General features: G+C 40.5%; 15 protein-coding genes and 1 pseudogene. 7 read left to right on the top strand and 9 right to left on the bottom strand.

The genetic code is table 11. The features are described from left to right. Positions 1 to 112: 112 nt before the first annotated feature. From CV014_RS11260 to CV014_RS11245, 4 genes and pseudogenes are all read right to left on the bottom strand, one after another. Positions 113 to 1,021: pseudogene (locus CV014_RS11260) on the bottom strand (RluA family pseudouridine synthase); the annotation flags it as partial. Positions 1,022 to 1,113: 92 nt separating this feature from the next. Beyond that, complete coding sequence (locus CV014_RS11255) at positions 1,114 to 2,385, bottom strand: glycoside hydrolase family 10 protein (protein WP_236142114.1); 1,272 nt, start codon at positions 2,383 to 2,385, stop codon at positions 1,114 to 1,116. A gap of 290 nt (positions 2,386 to 2,675) precedes the next feature. After that, complete coding sequence (locus CV014_RS11250; protein ID WP_236142113.1) at positions 2,676 to 2,903, bottom strand: hypothetical protein; 228 nt, start codon at positions 2,901 to 2,903, stop codon at positions 2,676 to 2,678. 14 nt (positions 2,904 to 2,917) lie between these two features. Next, the gene (locus CV014_RS11245) at positions 2,918 to 3,625 is read right to left on the bottom strand and encodes an alternative oxidase (RefSeq protein WP_236142112.1); all 708 of its coding nucleotides are present in this window, start codon (positions 3,623 to 3,625) and stop codon (positions 2,918 to 2,920) included. 300 nt (positions 3,626 to 3,925) lie between these two features. Between CV014_RS11245 and speB the strand changes: the two genes are divergently transcribed. After that, entirely contained in the window at positions 3,926 to 4,960 is a 1,035-nt protein-coding gene (gene speB, locus CV014_RS11240; protein ID WP_236142111.1) for an agmatinase SpeB, read from the top strand. Here the strand turns inward: speB and CV014_RS11235 are convergent. Both CV014_RS11235 and CV014_RS11230 read right to left on the bottom strand, forming a co-directional pair. Continuing rightward, complete coding sequence (locus CV014_RS11235) at positions 4,954 to 5,079, bottom strand: histidine kinase (RefSeq protein WP_236142110.1); 126 nt, start codon at positions 5,077 to 5,079, stop codon at positions 4,954 to 4,956. The two genes, speB and CV014_RS11235, sit on opposite strands and share 7 nt — an antisense overlap. Positions 5,080 to 5,105: 26 nt before the next feature. After that, positions 5,106 to 6,455 carry a cysteine desulfurase-like protein gene (locus tag CV014_RS11230; RefSeq protein ID WP_236142109.1) on the bottom strand — a complete coding sequence of 450 codons (1,350 nt, stop codon included), beginning with the start codon at positions 6,453 to 6,455 and terminating at the stop codon, positions 5,106 to 5,108. A gap of 473 nt (positions 6,456 to 6,928) precedes the next feature. Between CV014_RS11230 and CV014_RS11225 the strand changes: the two genes are divergently transcribed. From CV014_RS11225 to CV014_RS11200, 6 genes are all read left to right on the top strand, one after another. Then, on the top strand, positions 6,929 to 7,273 hold the full coding sequence (locus tag CV014_RS11225; protein WP_236142108.1) for a hypothetical protein: 345 nt from the start codon (positions 6,929 to 6,931) through the stop codon (positions 7,271 to 7,273). A gap of 154 nt (positions 7,274 to 7,427) precedes the next feature. Next, positions 7,428 to 8,897, top strand: a complete 1,470-nt coding sequence (locus CV014_RS11220) for an aldehyde dehydrogenase family protein (protein ID WP_236142107.1) — start codon at positions 7,428 to 7,430, stop codon at positions 8,895 to 8,897. 295 nt (positions 8,898 to 9,192) lie between these two features. Then, positions 9,193 to 10,389, top strand: a complete 1,197-nt coding sequence (locus CV014_RS11215; RefSeq protein WP_236142106.1) for an RNA-guided endonuclease InsQ/TnpB family protein — start codon at positions 9,193 to 9,195, stop codon at positions 10,387 to 10,389. Between the two features lie 384 nt (positions 10,390 to 10,773). Further along, a complete protein-coding gene (locus CV014_RS11210; RefSeq protein ID WP_236142105.1) occupies positions 10,774 to 12,486 on the top strand; it encodes a Mu transposase C-terminal domain-containing protein in 1,713 nt (570 codons plus the stop codon). Positions 12,487 to 12,489: 3 nt separating this feature from the next. After that, complete coding sequence (locus CV014_RS11205; RefSeq protein ID WP_236142104.1) at positions 12,490 to 13,326, top strand: TniB family NTP-binding protein; 837 nt, start codon at positions 12,490 to 12,492, stop codon at positions 13,324 to 13,326. After that, positions 13,326 to 13,829, top strand: coding sequence for a TniQ family protein (locus CV014_RS11200; protein ID WP_236142103.1), 504 nt, complete (start codon positions 13,326 to 13,328; stop codon positions 13,827 to 13,829). The genes CV014_RS11205 and CV014_RS11200 overlap by 1 nt, the downstream gene beginning before the upstream one ends. Before the next feature lie 199 nt (positions 13,830 to 14,028). Here CV014_RS11200 and CV014_RS11195 read toward each other — a convergent pair whose 3' ends face one another. The 3 genes from CV014_RS11195 to CV014_RS11185 all read right to left on the bottom strand — a co-directional run bounded on the left by CV014_RS11195 (position 14,029) and on the right by CV014_RS11185 (position 17,435). Further along, positions 14,029 to 14,688, bottom strand: a complete 660-nt coding sequence (locus CV014_RS11195; protein WP_236142102.1) for a DUF2290 domain-containing protein — start codon at positions 14,686 to 14,688, stop codon at positions 14,029 to 14,031. A gap of 2 nt (positions 14,689 to 14,690) precedes the next feature. Beyond that, the gene (locus CV014_RS11190) at positions 14,691 to 16,805 is read right to left on the bottom strand and encodes a DEAD/DEAH box helicase (protein ID WP_236142101.1); all 2,115 of its coding nucleotides are present in this window, start codon (positions 16,803 to 16,805) and stop codon (positions 14,691 to 14,693) included. A gap of 201 nt (positions 16,806 to 17,006) precedes the next feature. Next, positions 17,007 to 17,435: a MerR family transcriptional regulator gene (locus CV014_RS11185; RefSeq protein WP_236142100.1), complete on the bottom strand. Its 429-nt coding sequence runs from the start codon at positions 17,433 to 17,435 to the stop codon at positions 17,007 to 17,009. Between the last annotated feature and the right edge of the window lie 32 nt (positions 17,436 to 17,467).

Raw genomic sequence — 17,467 nt, 5'->3', positions numbered from 1 at the left:
ACAGCAGCCCCGCCGCATGGGGCATAGGGCATAGGGCATTGGTAGCTTCTTCCCCATGCCCTATGCCCGATTCCCCATGCCCAAAAACTCCATCCCCTTGTGGGTGGAGTTTTTTATCTTGATGGGATGTTCCCCACCAAAATTCAGCCATTGCTAGGGGTTTGAGTCCGTGGGTAGCGGCGTAGTGGAGTAACTTCGGCGCGCAACAGTCGCCTGTCCCCGTGGGTAAACCATTGGGCATTAATTGCTGTAATGATGAAGATTGCCCTAAAAAATTCATCAGGGAGTAAGCCGCGTGCATTTGTGTTTGTAATTGTCGAGATATGGCTTTACGCTGGTGTTTGAGTTCCTGGATGCGTGTATCTGCTGTGGCGATCGCTGTTTTTAATGTCGCTAAAGTCACATCACGCTGGCGTTTGAGGTGGCGGCGTTCTATCCCCTGTTGGCGGCTTACTTCGTCTAATTGCGTTAAAGCTAAAGTTAAAGCTTCCCCTGTGAGTGTATCGCAGAGTTGCTGGCGTTGTTGCTGACGTTGCTGTTTAGCATGAGCATGGCGATCGCTCATGATTTTCAACTGTTGGGCAAATTCCTGGGATAATCTCTCATACTCCTGTCTGGCGGGTAATTGCTGGAGGCTAATTAATTCTTGCTTAATTGCTGCTAATTCAGCTAAAGTTTGGGCTTCTTGTAAAGCTACTTGTTCCCTCCCTGGAATCGGCGGAACCCAGCTATCAACTATACTTTCACCATTGAGTAACCCAGAAAAAGCCTTTAATACTTGCTGTTCCCCCGTGGCTGATTCCACCAACAACACACCATACATTTTTCCCTCACGGGAATAACGCTCATCTTCAGCTAATTTTTGCATTAAACCACAGGCGATCGCTTCTACAAAAGATGTGCGTGGAAGTCTGAGTAAATCACCAGTTTGCAGACAACGCCCCTCATACCAATAACGAGGGGATTGATTAGTATTATTCCAATCAGAGTCTATAAAATCTGCAAGTCGATGTAGAAGCATTGACACTAAGGAACAAGGATTAGGAAAGCAAAGGAAGCAGAAGGGGAAAATCCAATCCCTAGTCCCCAATCCCCAATCCCCAGTCCCTCTTGTTAATCCACCCTAGCACGCAACGCCGGATAGGGGAACAAGGCTTGGAATCCTGCTTGACGCTCATCTAAAGATTCTGAAGAGTAGTTCCACATACTACTGTAGTAGAAAAAGGCTACCCCTAAGCCTCGTTGCTGGGTGGCTCGGACTTGAGACTTAATTTGTTGGATGGAAACGGGATTATTTCGTAAACCTGTCATCACCCCAATTGCGGTGGGAATGGTTTTTTGGGCTTCTTGAATTTCGGGACGGGAAATATTAGCCACAAAACTTTGCAAATCAGGACGGTAAACTTGCACAATTAACTCATCTATCAAGCCTTTTCTTAACCAAGCCAGCCAATCTTGTAGCTGAAACTTGTAAGCAAAATCATAGTAATTAGGCGAAACAGAAAAAATTACATTGGGTTTTCTGGCTTTGACGGCTTGATTTAGCTGAGTCATGAATGCGGTAATTTTATCAGCTCGCCAGCGCAACCAACTGGGGTCTTGGGGATTAGCGGGAGGACTTTTCTTAGTTTCTTGGGTGTAGAGAGCAATGGTGTAGCGATCGTAGCCAAACTCATGAGGTAAACTCATGTGATCATCAAACTGAATCCCATCAACATCATAGTTACTGACAATCTCTAAAACGAGATCACTAATTAACTTCTGAACTTGGGGATGAAAAGGGTTTAGCCATACTACTTCCCCAGCCGCACTCATAGAAGTTTTGCCACTATTGCGTTTTTGTGTCAACCATTCTGGATGATTCACAGCTAATTCTGATGTAGGAGGAGCCATAAACCCAAACTCAAACCAAGCATTCGCCAACAAACCCCGACGATGGGCTTGGTTAACTACATCTGCTAAAATGTCATGTCCATCTGAGCCACGAAAAACAAAAGGTTGAATACCAGCCCTTTGCGCTACAGCACTGGGATACATCACATAACCAGAATTCCACACCACAGGATAAACAGTATTAAAGTTCATTTCCTGGAGTTGATTCATCGCCTCTTGGACTTGGCGACGATCCTTGAGGATATTAAAATCATTATTCGTCAACCAAACGCCACGAATTTCTTGACGTGGTAATTGGGCAAGTACAGGAGTGAAATTACTCACCAACAAGACTGTAACAAACGATATCATAGCCAAGATGGGGAACAAGCGTCTTAGTTGGAGATTTCGCCGCCAAACTTGGCTAAAGAACATAAGTTTTACAGGTTTTAATGATGTGTGAATCAACGCAACACACCATTGCCAAATTTTGCAGTGTAATTTACTAGCCATACAGTCTCAAAGTTTGGATGCTGAATAAAGAATTGATTGATATTGATTTTTTCAGTAGAGCGCGCCAAATTTTCGCATCAGGCTAAATGACGCATACTTAGTAAAGTAAGTATAGTAGATGCTGTTAATGTTAATTGGTGTATGATGAACTGTTCTTTGTAATAGTCATCAATCAATCACTTGGATGTTACCATGTTATGGCTAATAGCTCAAATAATACTTAAGGTAGATGTAAATTAAATAACTTTAGTGTGAAGATAAAAATTTTTTTAGAGAGGTTGAGTCAGTAATCACCGTAGGTGAGTGCTGAGTGCTGAGTGCTGAGTGCTGAGTAAGGAGTAATAAGTAATGAGTAATGAGTAGTGAGTGCTGGGTTGAGAGATAAATTCTACCTTGTCTAACTTCCAGTCCCCAATCCCCAATCCCCAATCCCCAATCCCCAGTCCACAGTCCCCAAACTTGAAAACCCCAGTTTTTTGTATGAAACTGGGGTTATTAGCTAGTATTGAACCACACACAATATGATTATGAACTACCGAGCAGTGATGGCTTGAGTATTATTCGCTTCTGTATTGGCGAAAGCTGCGGTTTGAGGTTCGAGGTTATGAGGGCTGAGGTAAGCAAGCTTTGTGTCTGGTAATTGACAAGCAATCATGGTTTTAACGTGTTCCATCTCGTCATCACGGATGGCGACAAATACATCATAGAGATTTTCAATTTGTGGACGACGTTCGGCGGGGGTGTGTGCTGTTTGGAATTCGTCAAACATATATAAGTCGCCGTCACGATAATAGAGTCTAGCTACCTCTAGTGCTGGTTTAGCTTTTAATTCTGCTTCGTGAGATGTGAGGAATTTATCATAGCTGTTGTAGGCGTGTTTTTCTACCAACTCCATGAAATGGTAAGCAGCACCAGGAGAGACAATATACAACGCCGTAATAATCCAGTAATAAATTAAAGCAGTTGTGCGGGCTAAGAGGCGATCGCCCCAAAATCCAGCACCCCCCAATTCTTCCATAATCAATAGGTGGTGCAATTCATTCCAAGATTCTGCAAAGTGAACCTTCAACCAGTCAGCCTTACGCCATAAACCTAGAGTTTCGTAGAGGTGGAGAACCGAAAGATAAGAAAAATAAGGTACTCTGGCAACAGTTTCTAAAACATAAAAGCGAGGATAAGGGCGATCGCGGTAAATTGTATTAATTACAAAAACTAAGATACCCACAAGTAAGCGAATCATAGTTATTCTCCGTCAAGCATCAACAATTGAATCAGGCTATAATCCTGGATTTTCCGCCTTCATCGTTAAAGCAGTTATAAACAGAAAATTTGAGGAACTTGTGAGGAATGATACTTGGGGTTGGGGATTGGGGACTGGGGATTGGGGACTGGGAACGAAGAGAGACTTTAACACCAAATCGGGATAGGTAGTATTGTTTCGAGATTCTGGAACAGACTAAGAATCTAGGCTTTTAATCCAAAATCCAAAATCCAAAATCCAAAATTGTTATACCTTGTAAGGTGTCATCAAATTTTTACTATGAGTAATCTACTGCAAGACTATAATCCTAGTGGTATTGGCGAAATCAACGGTAATCTTTTGGGTTTACCGTTTGATTATGAATCTGCAAACTTAATTGTCTTTGCTGTACCTTGGGAGGTTACTGTTTCCTACGGTGCAGGTACAGCCAACGGGCCACAGCGTATTCTTGATGCTTCCATTCAACTGGATTTATTTGACTTTGACAATCCCGAAGCTTGGAAACAAGGAATTTATCTTGTAGAAATTCCTCAAGATATTCTCGAAAAAAATCAATATTATCGCGACTTAGCTGGACAAATTATTGAACGGCTAGCACAAGGAAAAGAACTAACAGATGCACCCGATTTAACACCTGTATTAACTGAAATTAATCAAGCTTCTCAACAGGTAAATCAATGGTTGTTTAACCAGTGTCAAGAAGCAATAAATCGGGGTAAGAAAGTTGCTGTAATTGGTGGTGATCATAGTTCACCGTTGGGTTATTTCCAGGCTTTAGCTGAAAAATATCCTGATTTTGGCATTCTCCATATAGACGCACACGCTGATTTACGTGATGCCTATGAAGGGTTTGAATTTTCTCACGCTTCCATCATGTTTAATGCGATGAAAATACCGCAAATTTCTAAATTAGTGCAGGTAGGTTTGCGTGATATTTGTCATGATGAAGTTAACATGATTGATGAATCAAATGGTCGCATTGTGGCATATTATGACCCAGCGATTAAACAACAACTCTATTCTGGGAAAACTTGGATAGATTTATGCCAAGAAATTATCAGCCATTTACCAGAATATGTCCATGTTAGTTTTGATGTGGATGGATTAGATCCCAAACTTTGCCCCAATACAGGTACTCCCGTCCCTGGTGGTTTGGAATTAGAGCAAAGTTTTTGTTTGTTTAGAGAACTAGTCAAAAGTGGGAGAAAAATTATCGGCTTCGATGTCTGCGAAGTTGGCGATGATGAGTGGGATGGCAATGTAGGCGCGCGAATCGTCTATAAATTAGCGAATTTGACGAATTTGTCTCAATAATGAAATGGGGCATGGGGCATGGGGCATGGGGCATGGGGCATGGGGCATGGGGCATGGGGCATGGGGCATGGGGAGAAAAATTTTTCATTTCTTCCTTGTCTACCTTGTCTCCTCCACACCCCTAAACCCTCACACCCCCACACCCCTACACCCCTTTTACCGCTTCCACTAGTTCCACAATCTCTTCCATTGAGTTGTAATGTACTAACCCAATTCGCAATAAGCCACCACTGGTTTCTAAACCTAGTCTTTCTGTTAAACCAAGGGCATAAAAGTTACCGTTCCAGGTGAAAATACCGCGATCGCCTAAATTTTTGGCTATACTTTCGGGGCTTTTCCCTGCGATTCTGATGGCTACTGTGGGTGTGCGCCAGTTAAAGCGATAGGGTTCGGTAATTCCATAGATGCTTAAGCCAGGAATTTCTAAGAGTCCCGAAATTAGTTTATGGCTGAGTTCCCTTTCATATTGCTGAATGGCTGACATGGCTGCAACTAACGCCGCACGCCGACTATGATAAGCTGAGGCAATAGCATCTGGGTGTTCTGATGTTAAAAAGCGTGGACATTGGAAATGTTCTAAGCCTTCCTTGTCGGCTTCCATCAACGCTTCTACTAATTCATTATTCATAGTGGGAGACACATGACAACCTAATTTTGTCAAGTAATTAATTGCTGCCACTACACCTGCTAGTCCTTCGTGATTGAGAGTACCGTTTTCCCAACGAGATGGTACTTCATTACTCGCAGGTTTAACTTTATAGGGTTGGAGATTTTCTAGATGCTGGCGTTTACCATACAAAATTCCAACGTGGGGGGCGAAAAATTTGTAAGCGGAACAAGCCAGAAAATCGCAGTCTAAAGCATGAACATTAATCGGGGCGTGGGGTGCATAATGAACAGCATCAACAAATACCCAAGCACCGACAGCATGAGCTAAACGCACGATCGCAGCTACATCGTTAATTGTCCCGACAGCGTTGGAAGCATAACTGACAGCTACTAACTTGGTGCGGGAATTAATTTGCTGTTCTAAATCGCTCATGTCTAAGGTGCAATCTGTGACATGAATATCCACTACCCGGATAATTGCGCCTTGTTCCTCTAAAGCATACCAAGGAGAAACATTTGCATAATGGTCTAAACGGGTAACAATAATTTCATCACCTGGTTGAATAGTGCGGGCGATCGCTCGACTTAAAGTCAACGTCAAAGTGGTCATATTCGCACCGAATACCACCTCATCACTACTGCAACCCAAAAAATCTGCGATCGCTACCCTCGCCGCCGTAATCACCGCATCTGTTCGCGCACTGGTAGCAAATGCACCATGAGCATTAGCATTTGACCTCACTAAATAATCACTAATTGCATCTAATACTGCTCCTGGTACTTGTGTCCCACCAGGCCCATCGAAGAATATAGCGGGTTGTCCGTTAATTTTTTGGTTCAGCGCAGGAAACTGTCCGCGAATCCATTTCAGATCCAGAGATTCCATAATCGACTCCTCGGTTAGTAAATTTTTACCCATACCTTGAGCCATAGCTAGAGAATGCAGGTATCAGCATCACCTCAAAAATATCAAATTAATTACTAGATATAGAACGATTTGAAAAAACCAAACTATGTAAAGTGATGTAAAAAAATTGTATTTAGTTCGTAGTAAGGACTTTAGTCCTTATGAGAGGACTAAAGTCCTTACTACAAACCTTTAATTATTTACACCGTTCTACTTATCTCTACTTGCGAAAACAGTAGTTCTAATTAAGTAAGCTCAAATCTTAGGAAAAACCTGTTTTGGCTATTGCTCTGGTATCGGAATTCTTTGATACCACAATTCTAACTAAATAGCTATGAGAATGCTGAGTCCATCACTGACGCTGCATAAAAAATCAGCTTCCGACATAGATAGTAAGTGAAGGTGTTAAACAACACTTTACAAACTTCACCACTGAATCTAAGGAAACTACTATGAATCTCGCTCGCACCGCCATGATGAGTATGACAATCTTAGCAACTGCCCTAGTTTCTACCGGAGCAATGGCTGCACAACCCCAAGCAGAAGTGATTTCTCGTAACTGTGCTGATGCTGTTCACGCGGCAAATTATACATTAGTTAGTGTACTTCCAGCCCCGACTAATACCCAAAGAGCGATCGCACAGCCTGGTGGTTCAACAGAACAGAAAACTTGTGAAACCACTAATGCACCTGCTACCAATAGTCAGGGAGTTAATGGAACTAATCGCTGTACAACTTGCACCTACTCTTCTAATGGTCATGTCACAGTTAATTGTATTTTCATTAAACCTAAGTAGAACAGTGTCAATATTTGTAGTGGGGATGACGCAGAAAGCACGTAATAAAAAATGCTTTCTCGTCCCATTCCCAATGCCCAATTCCCAATGCCCAATCCATATGACATTGCGCTAAATTCATAAGAGCAACTGTTAGTATTTTTGGATCGGTCTGATGGTTACAGCACAAGAACCAAAACAACAGGTAAAAATTGGCGCAACTCGGCTGCTAATTAATAATGAGTGGGTGGATAGTGTTAGCGGTCGTAGATTTGAGACAATTAACCCAGCCACAGGTGAGGTCATCTGTGAAGTAGCAGAAGCAGATGCGCCAGATGTAGACAAAGCCGTAAAAGCGGCGCGTCAGGCTTTTAATAGTGGAGAATGGTCGAAACTATCAGCGACTCGTCGGGGAGAGTTGCTTTATAAGTTAGCGGATTTAATAGCAGAAAATATTGATGAGTTGGCGCGGTTAGAAACCCTAGACAACGGTAAACCACTGCGCGATTCTGTAGAAGATTTAGAATTAGCGATCGCCTGCTATCGTTATTATGCAGGTTGGGCAGATAAGGTACAAGGTAAAACCATCCCCATTAGTGGCCCTTACTTCTGCTACACTCGTCATGAACCTGTGGGCGTAGTTGGTCAAATTATCCCGTGGAATTTTCCTATAGTCATGCAAGCGTGGAAATTAGCCCCAGCTTTGGCTACAGGTAATACAGTAGTTCTCAAGACGGCTGAACAAACACCATTATCAGCATTGCGTGTGGGAGAGTTAATCATCGAAGCAGGTTTTCCCCCTGGTGTAGTGAACATATTATCAGGATATGGCCCGACTGCTGGAGCTGCGATCGCTCATCATATGGATGTGGATAAAGTCGCCTTTACTGGTTCTACTCAGGTGGGACATTTAATTATGGAAGCGGCGGCTAAAAGTAACCTCAAGCGCGTCACTCTAGAACTAGGGGGAAAAAGTCCCAACATTGTCTTTGCTGACGCTGATTTAGACGCTGCCATTGAAGGCGCACAGAATGCCATATTCTTTAATCAAGGTCAATGTTGCTCTGCTGGTTCACGGCTATTTGTAGAGGCAAAATGTTATGACGAGTTTGTCGCCAAAACTGTAGAAAAAGCCAAAAATAGAATTGTCGGCGATCCTTTTGATAGCAATACACAACAAGGGCCGCAAGTAGACAAAGACCAATTCGATAGAGTCATGAGTTATATCGAATCAGGGATGCGAGAAGGGGCGCAAATTTTATGCGGTGGAAATCGTGTCGGAGATAGGGGTTTCTTTATTGCACCCACCGTATTTGCTGATGTCCTTGATGAGATGCAAATTGCTCAAGAGGAAATCTTTGGCCCGGTGATGAGTATTATCAAATTCCAAGATATCGAAGAAGTCATTCAACGGGCAAATAACACCATATACGGACTCGCCGCCGCCGTCTGGACAAAAGATATTACCAAAGCTCATGCGATCGCGAATAATGTCCGGGCTGGTACAGTATGGGTAAATTGCTACGACGTATTTGATGCAGCAGCACCCTTTGGTGGCTTTAAACAGTCAGGTATCGGGCGTGAACTGGGTGAATATGGCTTACAACAGTACACCGAAGTTAAGACTGTGACTATCAAGTTGTAGATTGGATATATCCAGGACTTACGCCAGCGTCAGTTAATTTAGTATCAAATATATCTCAGGGTAAAACCCTCTACTTACATCTTTACCCCAGTTGTTTATCTAACTTGCTGTGAAGACCCCAAGTGGAACGAAGTGGAACTTGGGGATGAAAGGCTTCTTAATGCGAGACATTCCTTGAATGACTTCTTGCTTTGCAAGAACAGTGAGAGGGATAGTTGAGCATTGAACAATTTTAGGGATTGTACTATTCCCTAAAATACTATAAAATACCATGAGGTCGATAAGGTAAGAAACAATGATTGTTTTCGAGTTCAAAGCTAAAGGCACTTTGCGACAATATCAACAGATAGATGAAGCATTGCGGATTACTAAATTCATCCGTAATAAGTGCTTACGGTTTTGGATGGACAATCGTGGTGTTAAACCTTACGACTTGAATAAATACACTGCTGTTATAGCTAACGAGTTTGATTTTGCTGATAAATTAAATTCCTCAGCAAGACAGGCAGCAGCAGAAAGAACAGCTTTTGCTATCAAGAGATTTTTCGATAATTGCAAAGCTAAAATTGCAGGTAAAAAGGGATATCCAAAGTTTCAAAAAGATAATCGCTCAGTTGAATATAAGCTGAGTGGATGGAAACTCTCAGATGACCGCAAGTACATTAAATTCACAGACAAATGTAATATTGGTCAACTGAAGTTAATAGGGACTAGGGATTTACATTTTTACCAAATTAAACAAATCAAGCGAGTCAGAATAGTTAAGCGTTCAGATGGCTACTACGTCCAATTTTGCGTAGACGCAGAACGCAATATAGATACTCAACCAACAGGTAAAACCATAGGTTTAGATGTTGGTTTGAATCACTTCTACACTGATTCCCTTGGTAATACGGTAGAGAACCCTAGATATTTACGCAAGTCAGAGAAGGCTTTAAAAAGACTTCAAAAACAAGTTAGTCGCAAAAAGAAAGGGTCTAATAACCGCAAAAAAGCTATTAACCGTCTTGGTAGAAAACACTTGAAAGTTTCGCGTCAGCGTAAAGATAACGCAATTAAGCAAGCGTTATGCGTGATCAAGTCTAACGACCTTGTGGCGTATGAAAAACTGCAAGTGAAAAACATGGTTAAGAATAGTAAACTTGCGAAATCAATTAGTGATGTTTCATGGTCACTGTTCACCCAATGGCTAGAATACTTTGGGAAAATATATGGTCGAGTTGTTATACCTGTTGACCCAAAATTCACTAGTCAAAACTGCTCATCCTGTGGTGAAGTCGTGAAAAAATCTCTATCTGTTCGCACTCATATTTGTAAGTGTGGGTCTATATTAGATAGGGATTTGAACGCCAGTATTAACATTTTGAACAAGGCACTGAAACAAACTAATTTAGACATGAGTACCGTCGGGCGGACGGAAACTTTTAACGCTTGTGGAGAAATGACCCTCTACCCAGATTTGGCAACAAGTCTAGGCAAGGTTGCTCAGTGAAACAAGAATCCCCTTATGTAGCGAAGCGAAATGCGGGGAGCGTCAACATAAAAACAACAAAACCCTTGAAATCAAGGGCTTTAGGGGTTGATATTTCTTGTACATTAACTAATTATCTGTCCAATTAACAAAATCTTGTCACAAAATAGATAAATAGCTCAAAGGCTGTCTTAACAAAGGTTATGGCAGGTTTTTGATTAGCTCAATTCTCACAACCTTATTTTGGCTGGATTAACAAATTAGATGTCCAATTCCTGAAATTTAACAATTTAACTGTCATTTCACAAAAACCGGAAAAATTCTTGAATTTTAGAAAAATTAACAGATTAAATGTCACTCTGTAGGTAAAATATACATATATGTTTCAATTAAACAATTATGTTTATGCAGGAAGCTAATTTTTCTGACATACCTGCAACCAAGACAAGCATCACAGACTCAAGCAGCAGTATCACCGAAGCAAATGTAATTGTCTCGGAACTTACAGATGAGGCAAAGTTAAAAATGGAGGTGATTCAAAGTCTACTAGAAGCAAGCGATCGCACAACATATGCTCAAAGGCTCCAACAAGCAGCAGTAAAATTGGGTAAATCTGTGCGAACGATACGGCGACTGATTGATAAATGGGAGCAAGAAGGGTTAGCAGGACTCACTCAAACTCAACGTGCAGACAAAGGAAAGCACCGAGTCAACGAGAATTGGCAAGAATTTATTTTAAAAACCTATAAGGAAGGCAATAAAGGCAGTAAAAGAATGACTCGTCAGCAGGTAGCTGTGAGAGTCAAGGTAAGGGCTGATGAACTTGGTGTTAAACCTCCTTCCCACATGACCGTATACCGCATTTTGCAACCATTAATTGAGAAGCAAGAGAAAGCTAAAAGCGTTCGCAGTCCAGGTTGGCGAGGGTCACGCCTAGCAATAAAAACCCGTGACGGAAAAGATTTATCCGTAGATTACAGTAACCATGTTTGGCAGTGTGACCATACCCGTGTAGATGTTTTATTGGTAGACCAGCATGGCAAAGTTCTGGGTCGTCCCTGGTTGACAACAGTTGTAGATAGTTACTCCCGTTGCATTATAGGTATTAATTTGGGCTATGACGCACCTAGTTCTCAGGTGGTCGCTTTGGCGTTGCGTCATGCCATTTTGCCCAAACAGTATGGTTCAGAATATGGACTCCATCAAGAATGGGGTACTTACGGTTTGCCGGAACATTTTTATACAGATGGCGGCAAAGATTTTCGTTCTAACCACTTGCAACAGATTGCAGTACAACTAGGTTTTGTTTGTCATTTACGAGATCGCCCTAGTGAAGGGGGTATTGTCGAGCGTCCTTTTAAGACCTTTAACACCGAATTATTCTCTAATTTACCAGGATATACGGGGTCGAATGTACAAGAGCGACCAGAAGAAGCAGAAAAAGAAGCTTGTCTTACCTTAAGACAGCTAGAGCAGCAGTTGGTACGTTATATCGTCAATCACTATAACCAGCGAATTGATGCACGTATGGGCGATCAAACTCGATTTCAACGCTGGGAATCTGGGTTGATTGCAGTTCCAGATGCCATGTCCGAGCGAGATTTGGATATCTGCCTCATGAAACAAACACGACGGCAGATTCAAAGAGGAGGCTACCTGCAATTTGAAAACATCATGTATCGAGGTGAACTTTTAGCAGGATACGCCGGGGAAAGTATTATTTTACGATTCGACCCTAGAGATATCACAACTATATTGGTTTACCGCCAACAAGGAAATCGGGAGGAGTTTGTTGCTAGGGCATTTGCTCAAGATTTGGAGACAGAGCAACTGTCTTTAGATGAAGCCAAAGCCAGTAGTCGTAAGATTCGAGAGGCTGGTAAGACAATTAGCAATCGCTCAATTTTAGCAGAAGTCAGGGAGCGTGAAACTTTTGTCAACCAAAAGCCAACTAAGAAGGAACGTCAAAAAGCCGAACAGATGGAACTTAAAAAAGCTAAACAACCATCGCTTGGTGAAGTAGAACAACTAGAAGTAGCATCTCCCCAAACTCAAGAAGAATCGGAGATGCCAGAGGTTTTTGATTACGAACAAATGCGCGAAGATTACGGATTTTAAAAAATGACTTTAAAACAAGCCCAAGCTGTTGCTCAAGAATTGGGCGATATTGCCCTCACTGATGCAAAATTACAAGCAGAAATTCAAAGATTGAATCGTAAAAGTTTTGTTCCACTTGAACAAGTCAAAATTCTCCATGACTGGCTGGAAGGAAAACGTCAAGCGCGTCAGTCTGGACGGGTTGTAGGTGAGTCAAGAACTGGTAAAACAATGGCTTGTGATGCCTACAGGCTCAGACATAAACCCAAGCAAGAACCAGGACAACCGCCTACTGTGCCTGTTGCTTATATTCAAATTCCGCAAGAGTGTGGTGCTAAGGAATTGTTTGGGGTGATTCTTGAACATTTGAAGTATCAGGTAACAAAAGGTACAGTTGCAGAGATTCGCGATCGCACGTTTCGGGTTCTCAAGGGTTGCGGGGTAGAGATGCTGATTGTTGATGAGGCTGATCGTTTGAAACCGAAAACCTTTGCAGAGGTGCGCGATATTTTTGACAAGTTAGAAATTGCCGTAATTTTGGTAGGAACAGACCGCCTGGATGCTGTAATTAAGCGAGATGAGCAGGTTTATAACCGTTTTCGGGCTTGTCATCGCTTTGGCAAGATGTCAGGAGAAGATTTTAAGCGGACTGTGGATATCTGGGAAAAGAAAGTTTTGCAACTGTCGGTGGCTTCTAATCTCTCCAGCAAGACAATGTTGAAGACTTTGGGTGAAGCAACGGGGGGTTATATTGGGCTGTTGGATATGATTCTCAGAGAAGCGGCAATTCGGGCTTTGAAGAAAGGATTACAAAAAATAGACCTGGAAACTTTGAAGGAAGTAACTGGGGAGTATAGGTAATGAAAGCCGAAGATATCCAACCCTGGCTGTTTCGAGTGGAACCGTATCAGGGCGAAAGTTTGAGTCATTATTTGGGACGGTTTCGACGAGCGAATGAATTAACGCCTACTGGGTTAGGTAAAGCGGCGCGACTTGGGGGTGCTGTTGCTCGTTGGGAAAAGTTTCGCTTTAATCCGCCTCCCTCACGTCAGCAGTTGGAAGCTTTGGCTATTGTGGTGGGAGTTGAAGCCAATAGGTTAGAGCAGATGTTACCACCTGCTGGGGAGGGAATGAAGATGGAGCCGATTAGGTTGTGTGCAGCTTGTTATGCCGAGTCGCCTTGTCACAAAATTGAGTGGCAGTTGAAGGTAACGCAAGGGTGTAAGCAGCATCAGTTAAGGTTATTGTCAGAGTGTCTTAATTGTGGAGCGAGGTTTAAGGTTCCGGCTTTATGGGTTGATGGTTGGTGTCAGCGATGTTTTACCCCATTTGCGGAAATGGGTAAGTTTCAGAAGCGTTATTGACTGGCAAGCTGTGAGATTCAGTAGCACTTTCTCTATGCCAACAGTAATTATCCACTCTTGCTAACCTTTTTATCTAAAAAAGGCAAATAAGGTTTAATATGTTGCAACAAAACATAGAATTAGTAGTTCGTGAGCAGAAATATATACTTATTTTAAGTTGATGCGTATGGGAGAAAATGAAGCATCCTGTGATAAATTTTCAATAAATAGCTATGTGTAATAACTTCTTTTCCGTAATACTTATTGTTTCACTGAAAAGGTTACTTGAAAATGTAAGTTCACTTGTAAATTCTCTAAAAGCCGTATTATAAAAACTGCGAAGAATAAAGGATATGAACGTACTTGGTGTAATGGGTGAACAAACAGGTATTCTACAATTTTTAAACTGTCCTAAAGTAAGATGACATTTAGGATGATCTATCTCTTTATAATTGTCTGGATCGTAATCAAATCTAATTGGTACTGGTAATATATTTTTTGCTATTATATCCGCATATATTTCATCATCTTCATAAAGTTCTGGCTCGTTTTGAAACATTTCTAATGATGGTGATGGGAAGAAAGCTAACCTATGTGAAATTAACTCAGACTTTTGATAAGTGTACAAAAGTTGTATTAATGCACCATCAATCATCTTTATATTATAGTTTTCACCTTTGTCTAGCTCATTATATATTTCCTTATAATTAATATTTTTCAATACTATTGATAAATCTTGCATACCAGGATAAGCAATTTCATAACAATCCTTACTTATACATAGACATGAAGGAAATTTTTGTTTGACTGATAAACCAATTTCTATTAATTTTTGAGTAATAGTATTAATTTCTTTGTGAATAACTTGATAAGTAGTCATTGTTAAAGGAGCTTATCTCTTAATCTTTCTAGCACGTCTTGGGGTAAATCTTCTTTGTGAATTTCACCTTTATCAAGAGCTTCAAGTAACTCTTTTAAGCTTTTCTGTTGCTTGGCAATACGCTCACGCTCCTTCGGACTCATATCTCTATTGATCAGATTCATTCTTCTAAGTTCTTCTTCAGTAGGATAGGTAAACTCAAGAACAAAGTCGTTCGTCTTAACTCTCTCAAACTCTTCTACTAAACCTTTCATATCTTCGCCATACCCTAATACTCTTATCCAAGCTTTGCTTCTTGTCATGGCAGTAAACAATATATTCCTTTTTCTAGCAAGCTCTGAACCAGAAAAGCATTCATGAGCATTTACAACATATATCATTGCAGCTTCATTTCCTTTTGCTCTATTAATACTTGTAAAAGTTATTACTTCTTCATTGAAAAAATCATCTGGTGAAGTTGTTACTCCTGCAAGATTAGAGTTAATACCCTTATCAAATAGTAAAGCTCTAGCTTCTCCAACAGCAGTTCTAGTTGTAAGCGGATTAGAGTGAATAACCATTATGTCATCTGCCTTTAATTCATCTATTTTCAAATTTTTCTCTATTTGATCTATCAGCCATTCTATTTGTTCTCGATTATTATTGAATGATTTAAATATAATTAAATCCTCAATTGATGAGTGAGATTCAAGGAATTTCGGACTAGTATTGCTTGTTCTATGAAGCTTGACAAACTTTCCATCTTCTAGGCTTCCTTCATCGACTTCATATCCAATATCTCTCCATAATCCAGCATATTCAAACATCTGGATTAATCCACCCTCTCTATAAATACCAAATCCCAAAGCGTGTGCAGAAGATAAAATTGGGCGAGAGTTCCTGTAGCATTTTTCTAATATAATGTCTTGTTTTGGTTCTCCTGGTATGTTCTGAAGTTGAACACGCGGTTTGCCGTGAGCATCTTCTCCAAAGATGACTTCTGGAGATTCCATCGTCTTTTTATTTAGATTTTGCAACTCATCATAGGCATAAACTATTCTTTTTGGTTCCTTCAAAATCTCATAACAAAGTCGCAGAAAATGTTGAGAAAAATCTTGTGCTTCATCAATTAATATTGCGTCATAATACTGCTCAAAAGTTGTAATTTTATTTAAAGCTTCTTCACACACTTTATCAAATTCTTGTCCGTATGTATCTGCCAATCTTTTAGCTGTATTTAAATCTCTATATTCAATATTATGTCTTTTACATACTTCATAATATATGCCTTCAATAGACGGGCTTCCCCAAGCATGAATAATTTTGACTTTATCCCAGTCTGGTTCTTCACTTGTATGTTCAATAGTAAAAGTATTTATAAGGTGCTTAAACTGACCTTTCAGAGAACGGGTATTAAAAGTAACAGCAATATCCCAATCAGGATGTTTAGCGTGTAAATATGCAACTTTAAGAGCTAGAACTATAGTTTTACCAGAGCCAGCAAGACCTCTAATCCTCTGTACACCTTCAACAGTTTCAATTACGGCAGCACTTTGATTCCTATCTAAGTTTGCAATAGAATCTTCCAGTCTTTGGAGTTTTGCACCTCTTGAATCTTCTCTTTGAACATAGCTGCGTTGCTTCCTTTTTCTTATGGAAGTCATAGCTTGTATTACTGAGTTGAGATTCTCGAAGTATTCACTATGTTCCCAGCTTTGAGAATTTAAATATTCATCTAATGACGAAGCACTAATTATAACAGGATATTCATCTGAAATATTGTTAGGTTTACCACTCCAAGCAGGTGCAAATGTTACTACACCAATCTCTACCATCAATTTTTTTCTGTCAGTTAGAGATTTATGCTGAAATAGTTTAGACTGAATTTTGTTAAAACTTTCATCCTGAACTTCTTCAAGATTAATATTGCTATTAGTCCCTTCAACAATGTTAAAAATAACAACACCATTTTCTCTAGATACCAAAAGTGCATCTATTTGATAACCCCCTTGAGAAGTTCCTATGATGGGATAGCCAAGATATAAACTCCCATCAATATCTGTTCTACTCTCAAAGTACTCAGCTAGTCTTCTGGACGAAACAGGTTTATCTACATCACCTCGTATTACATTAACCATAAGATGTTATTTTTACTCAAGTTTATACGTCTATTATCTTATAATTCGTAAGACTTGTGCTGTGTATAACTTAAAATAGGCAAGCTTACATGAATCATTTTTTTAATCTATAGCTAGAATCACACCTTTAAATTTCAATTCTACAATTTATACTTACAGCAATTATTTACTTTATTAAGCATAAACAATTATTTTCAATACTTAATTTTTCAATTTTAAGGCTATCTGCTGATAAATCTGATCTAACCACAACGGAATCACTGGTTTACCTTCCACTACGGAAGCGATCGCTTTTTCCCTGTCAAATTCTACTAAAGAAAGTGATCGCTCTTTTTCATTCCAGCACAACATAAAACGCTTTCCCTGACCAGATTTAAACAACTCCGGCTCCTTGTATTTCAGGGTTTTGACCGTTTCACCAGCCAAATCAAAACTCAACCCAGCTGACAAAAAATATACCATCACAGCCAATTCCACCAAATTGGCTTTTGAGTAATAAATACTACGCCCAGTTCCCGTTTCACTGATAACAGGAACAATCACCCCCTTCTCTCGCCAGTACTGAAGCTGACGCAGGGTACAGCCTGTGATTTCAGCCGCTTGTTTGCTCGTAAAAAATGTCTCTTGCATGAAATAATTTTACACACGGCTATTTATAAGAC

Origin of the sequence: Nostoc sp. CMAA1605 (assembly GCF_021596505.1) — a bacterium.
GTDB lineage: Bacteria > Cyanobacteriota > Cyanobacteriia > Cyanobacteriales > Nostocaceae > Trichormus.
Note: the sequence above shows the minus strand (reverse complement) of the source record. Positions and strands in the feature narration are given on the sequence as shown.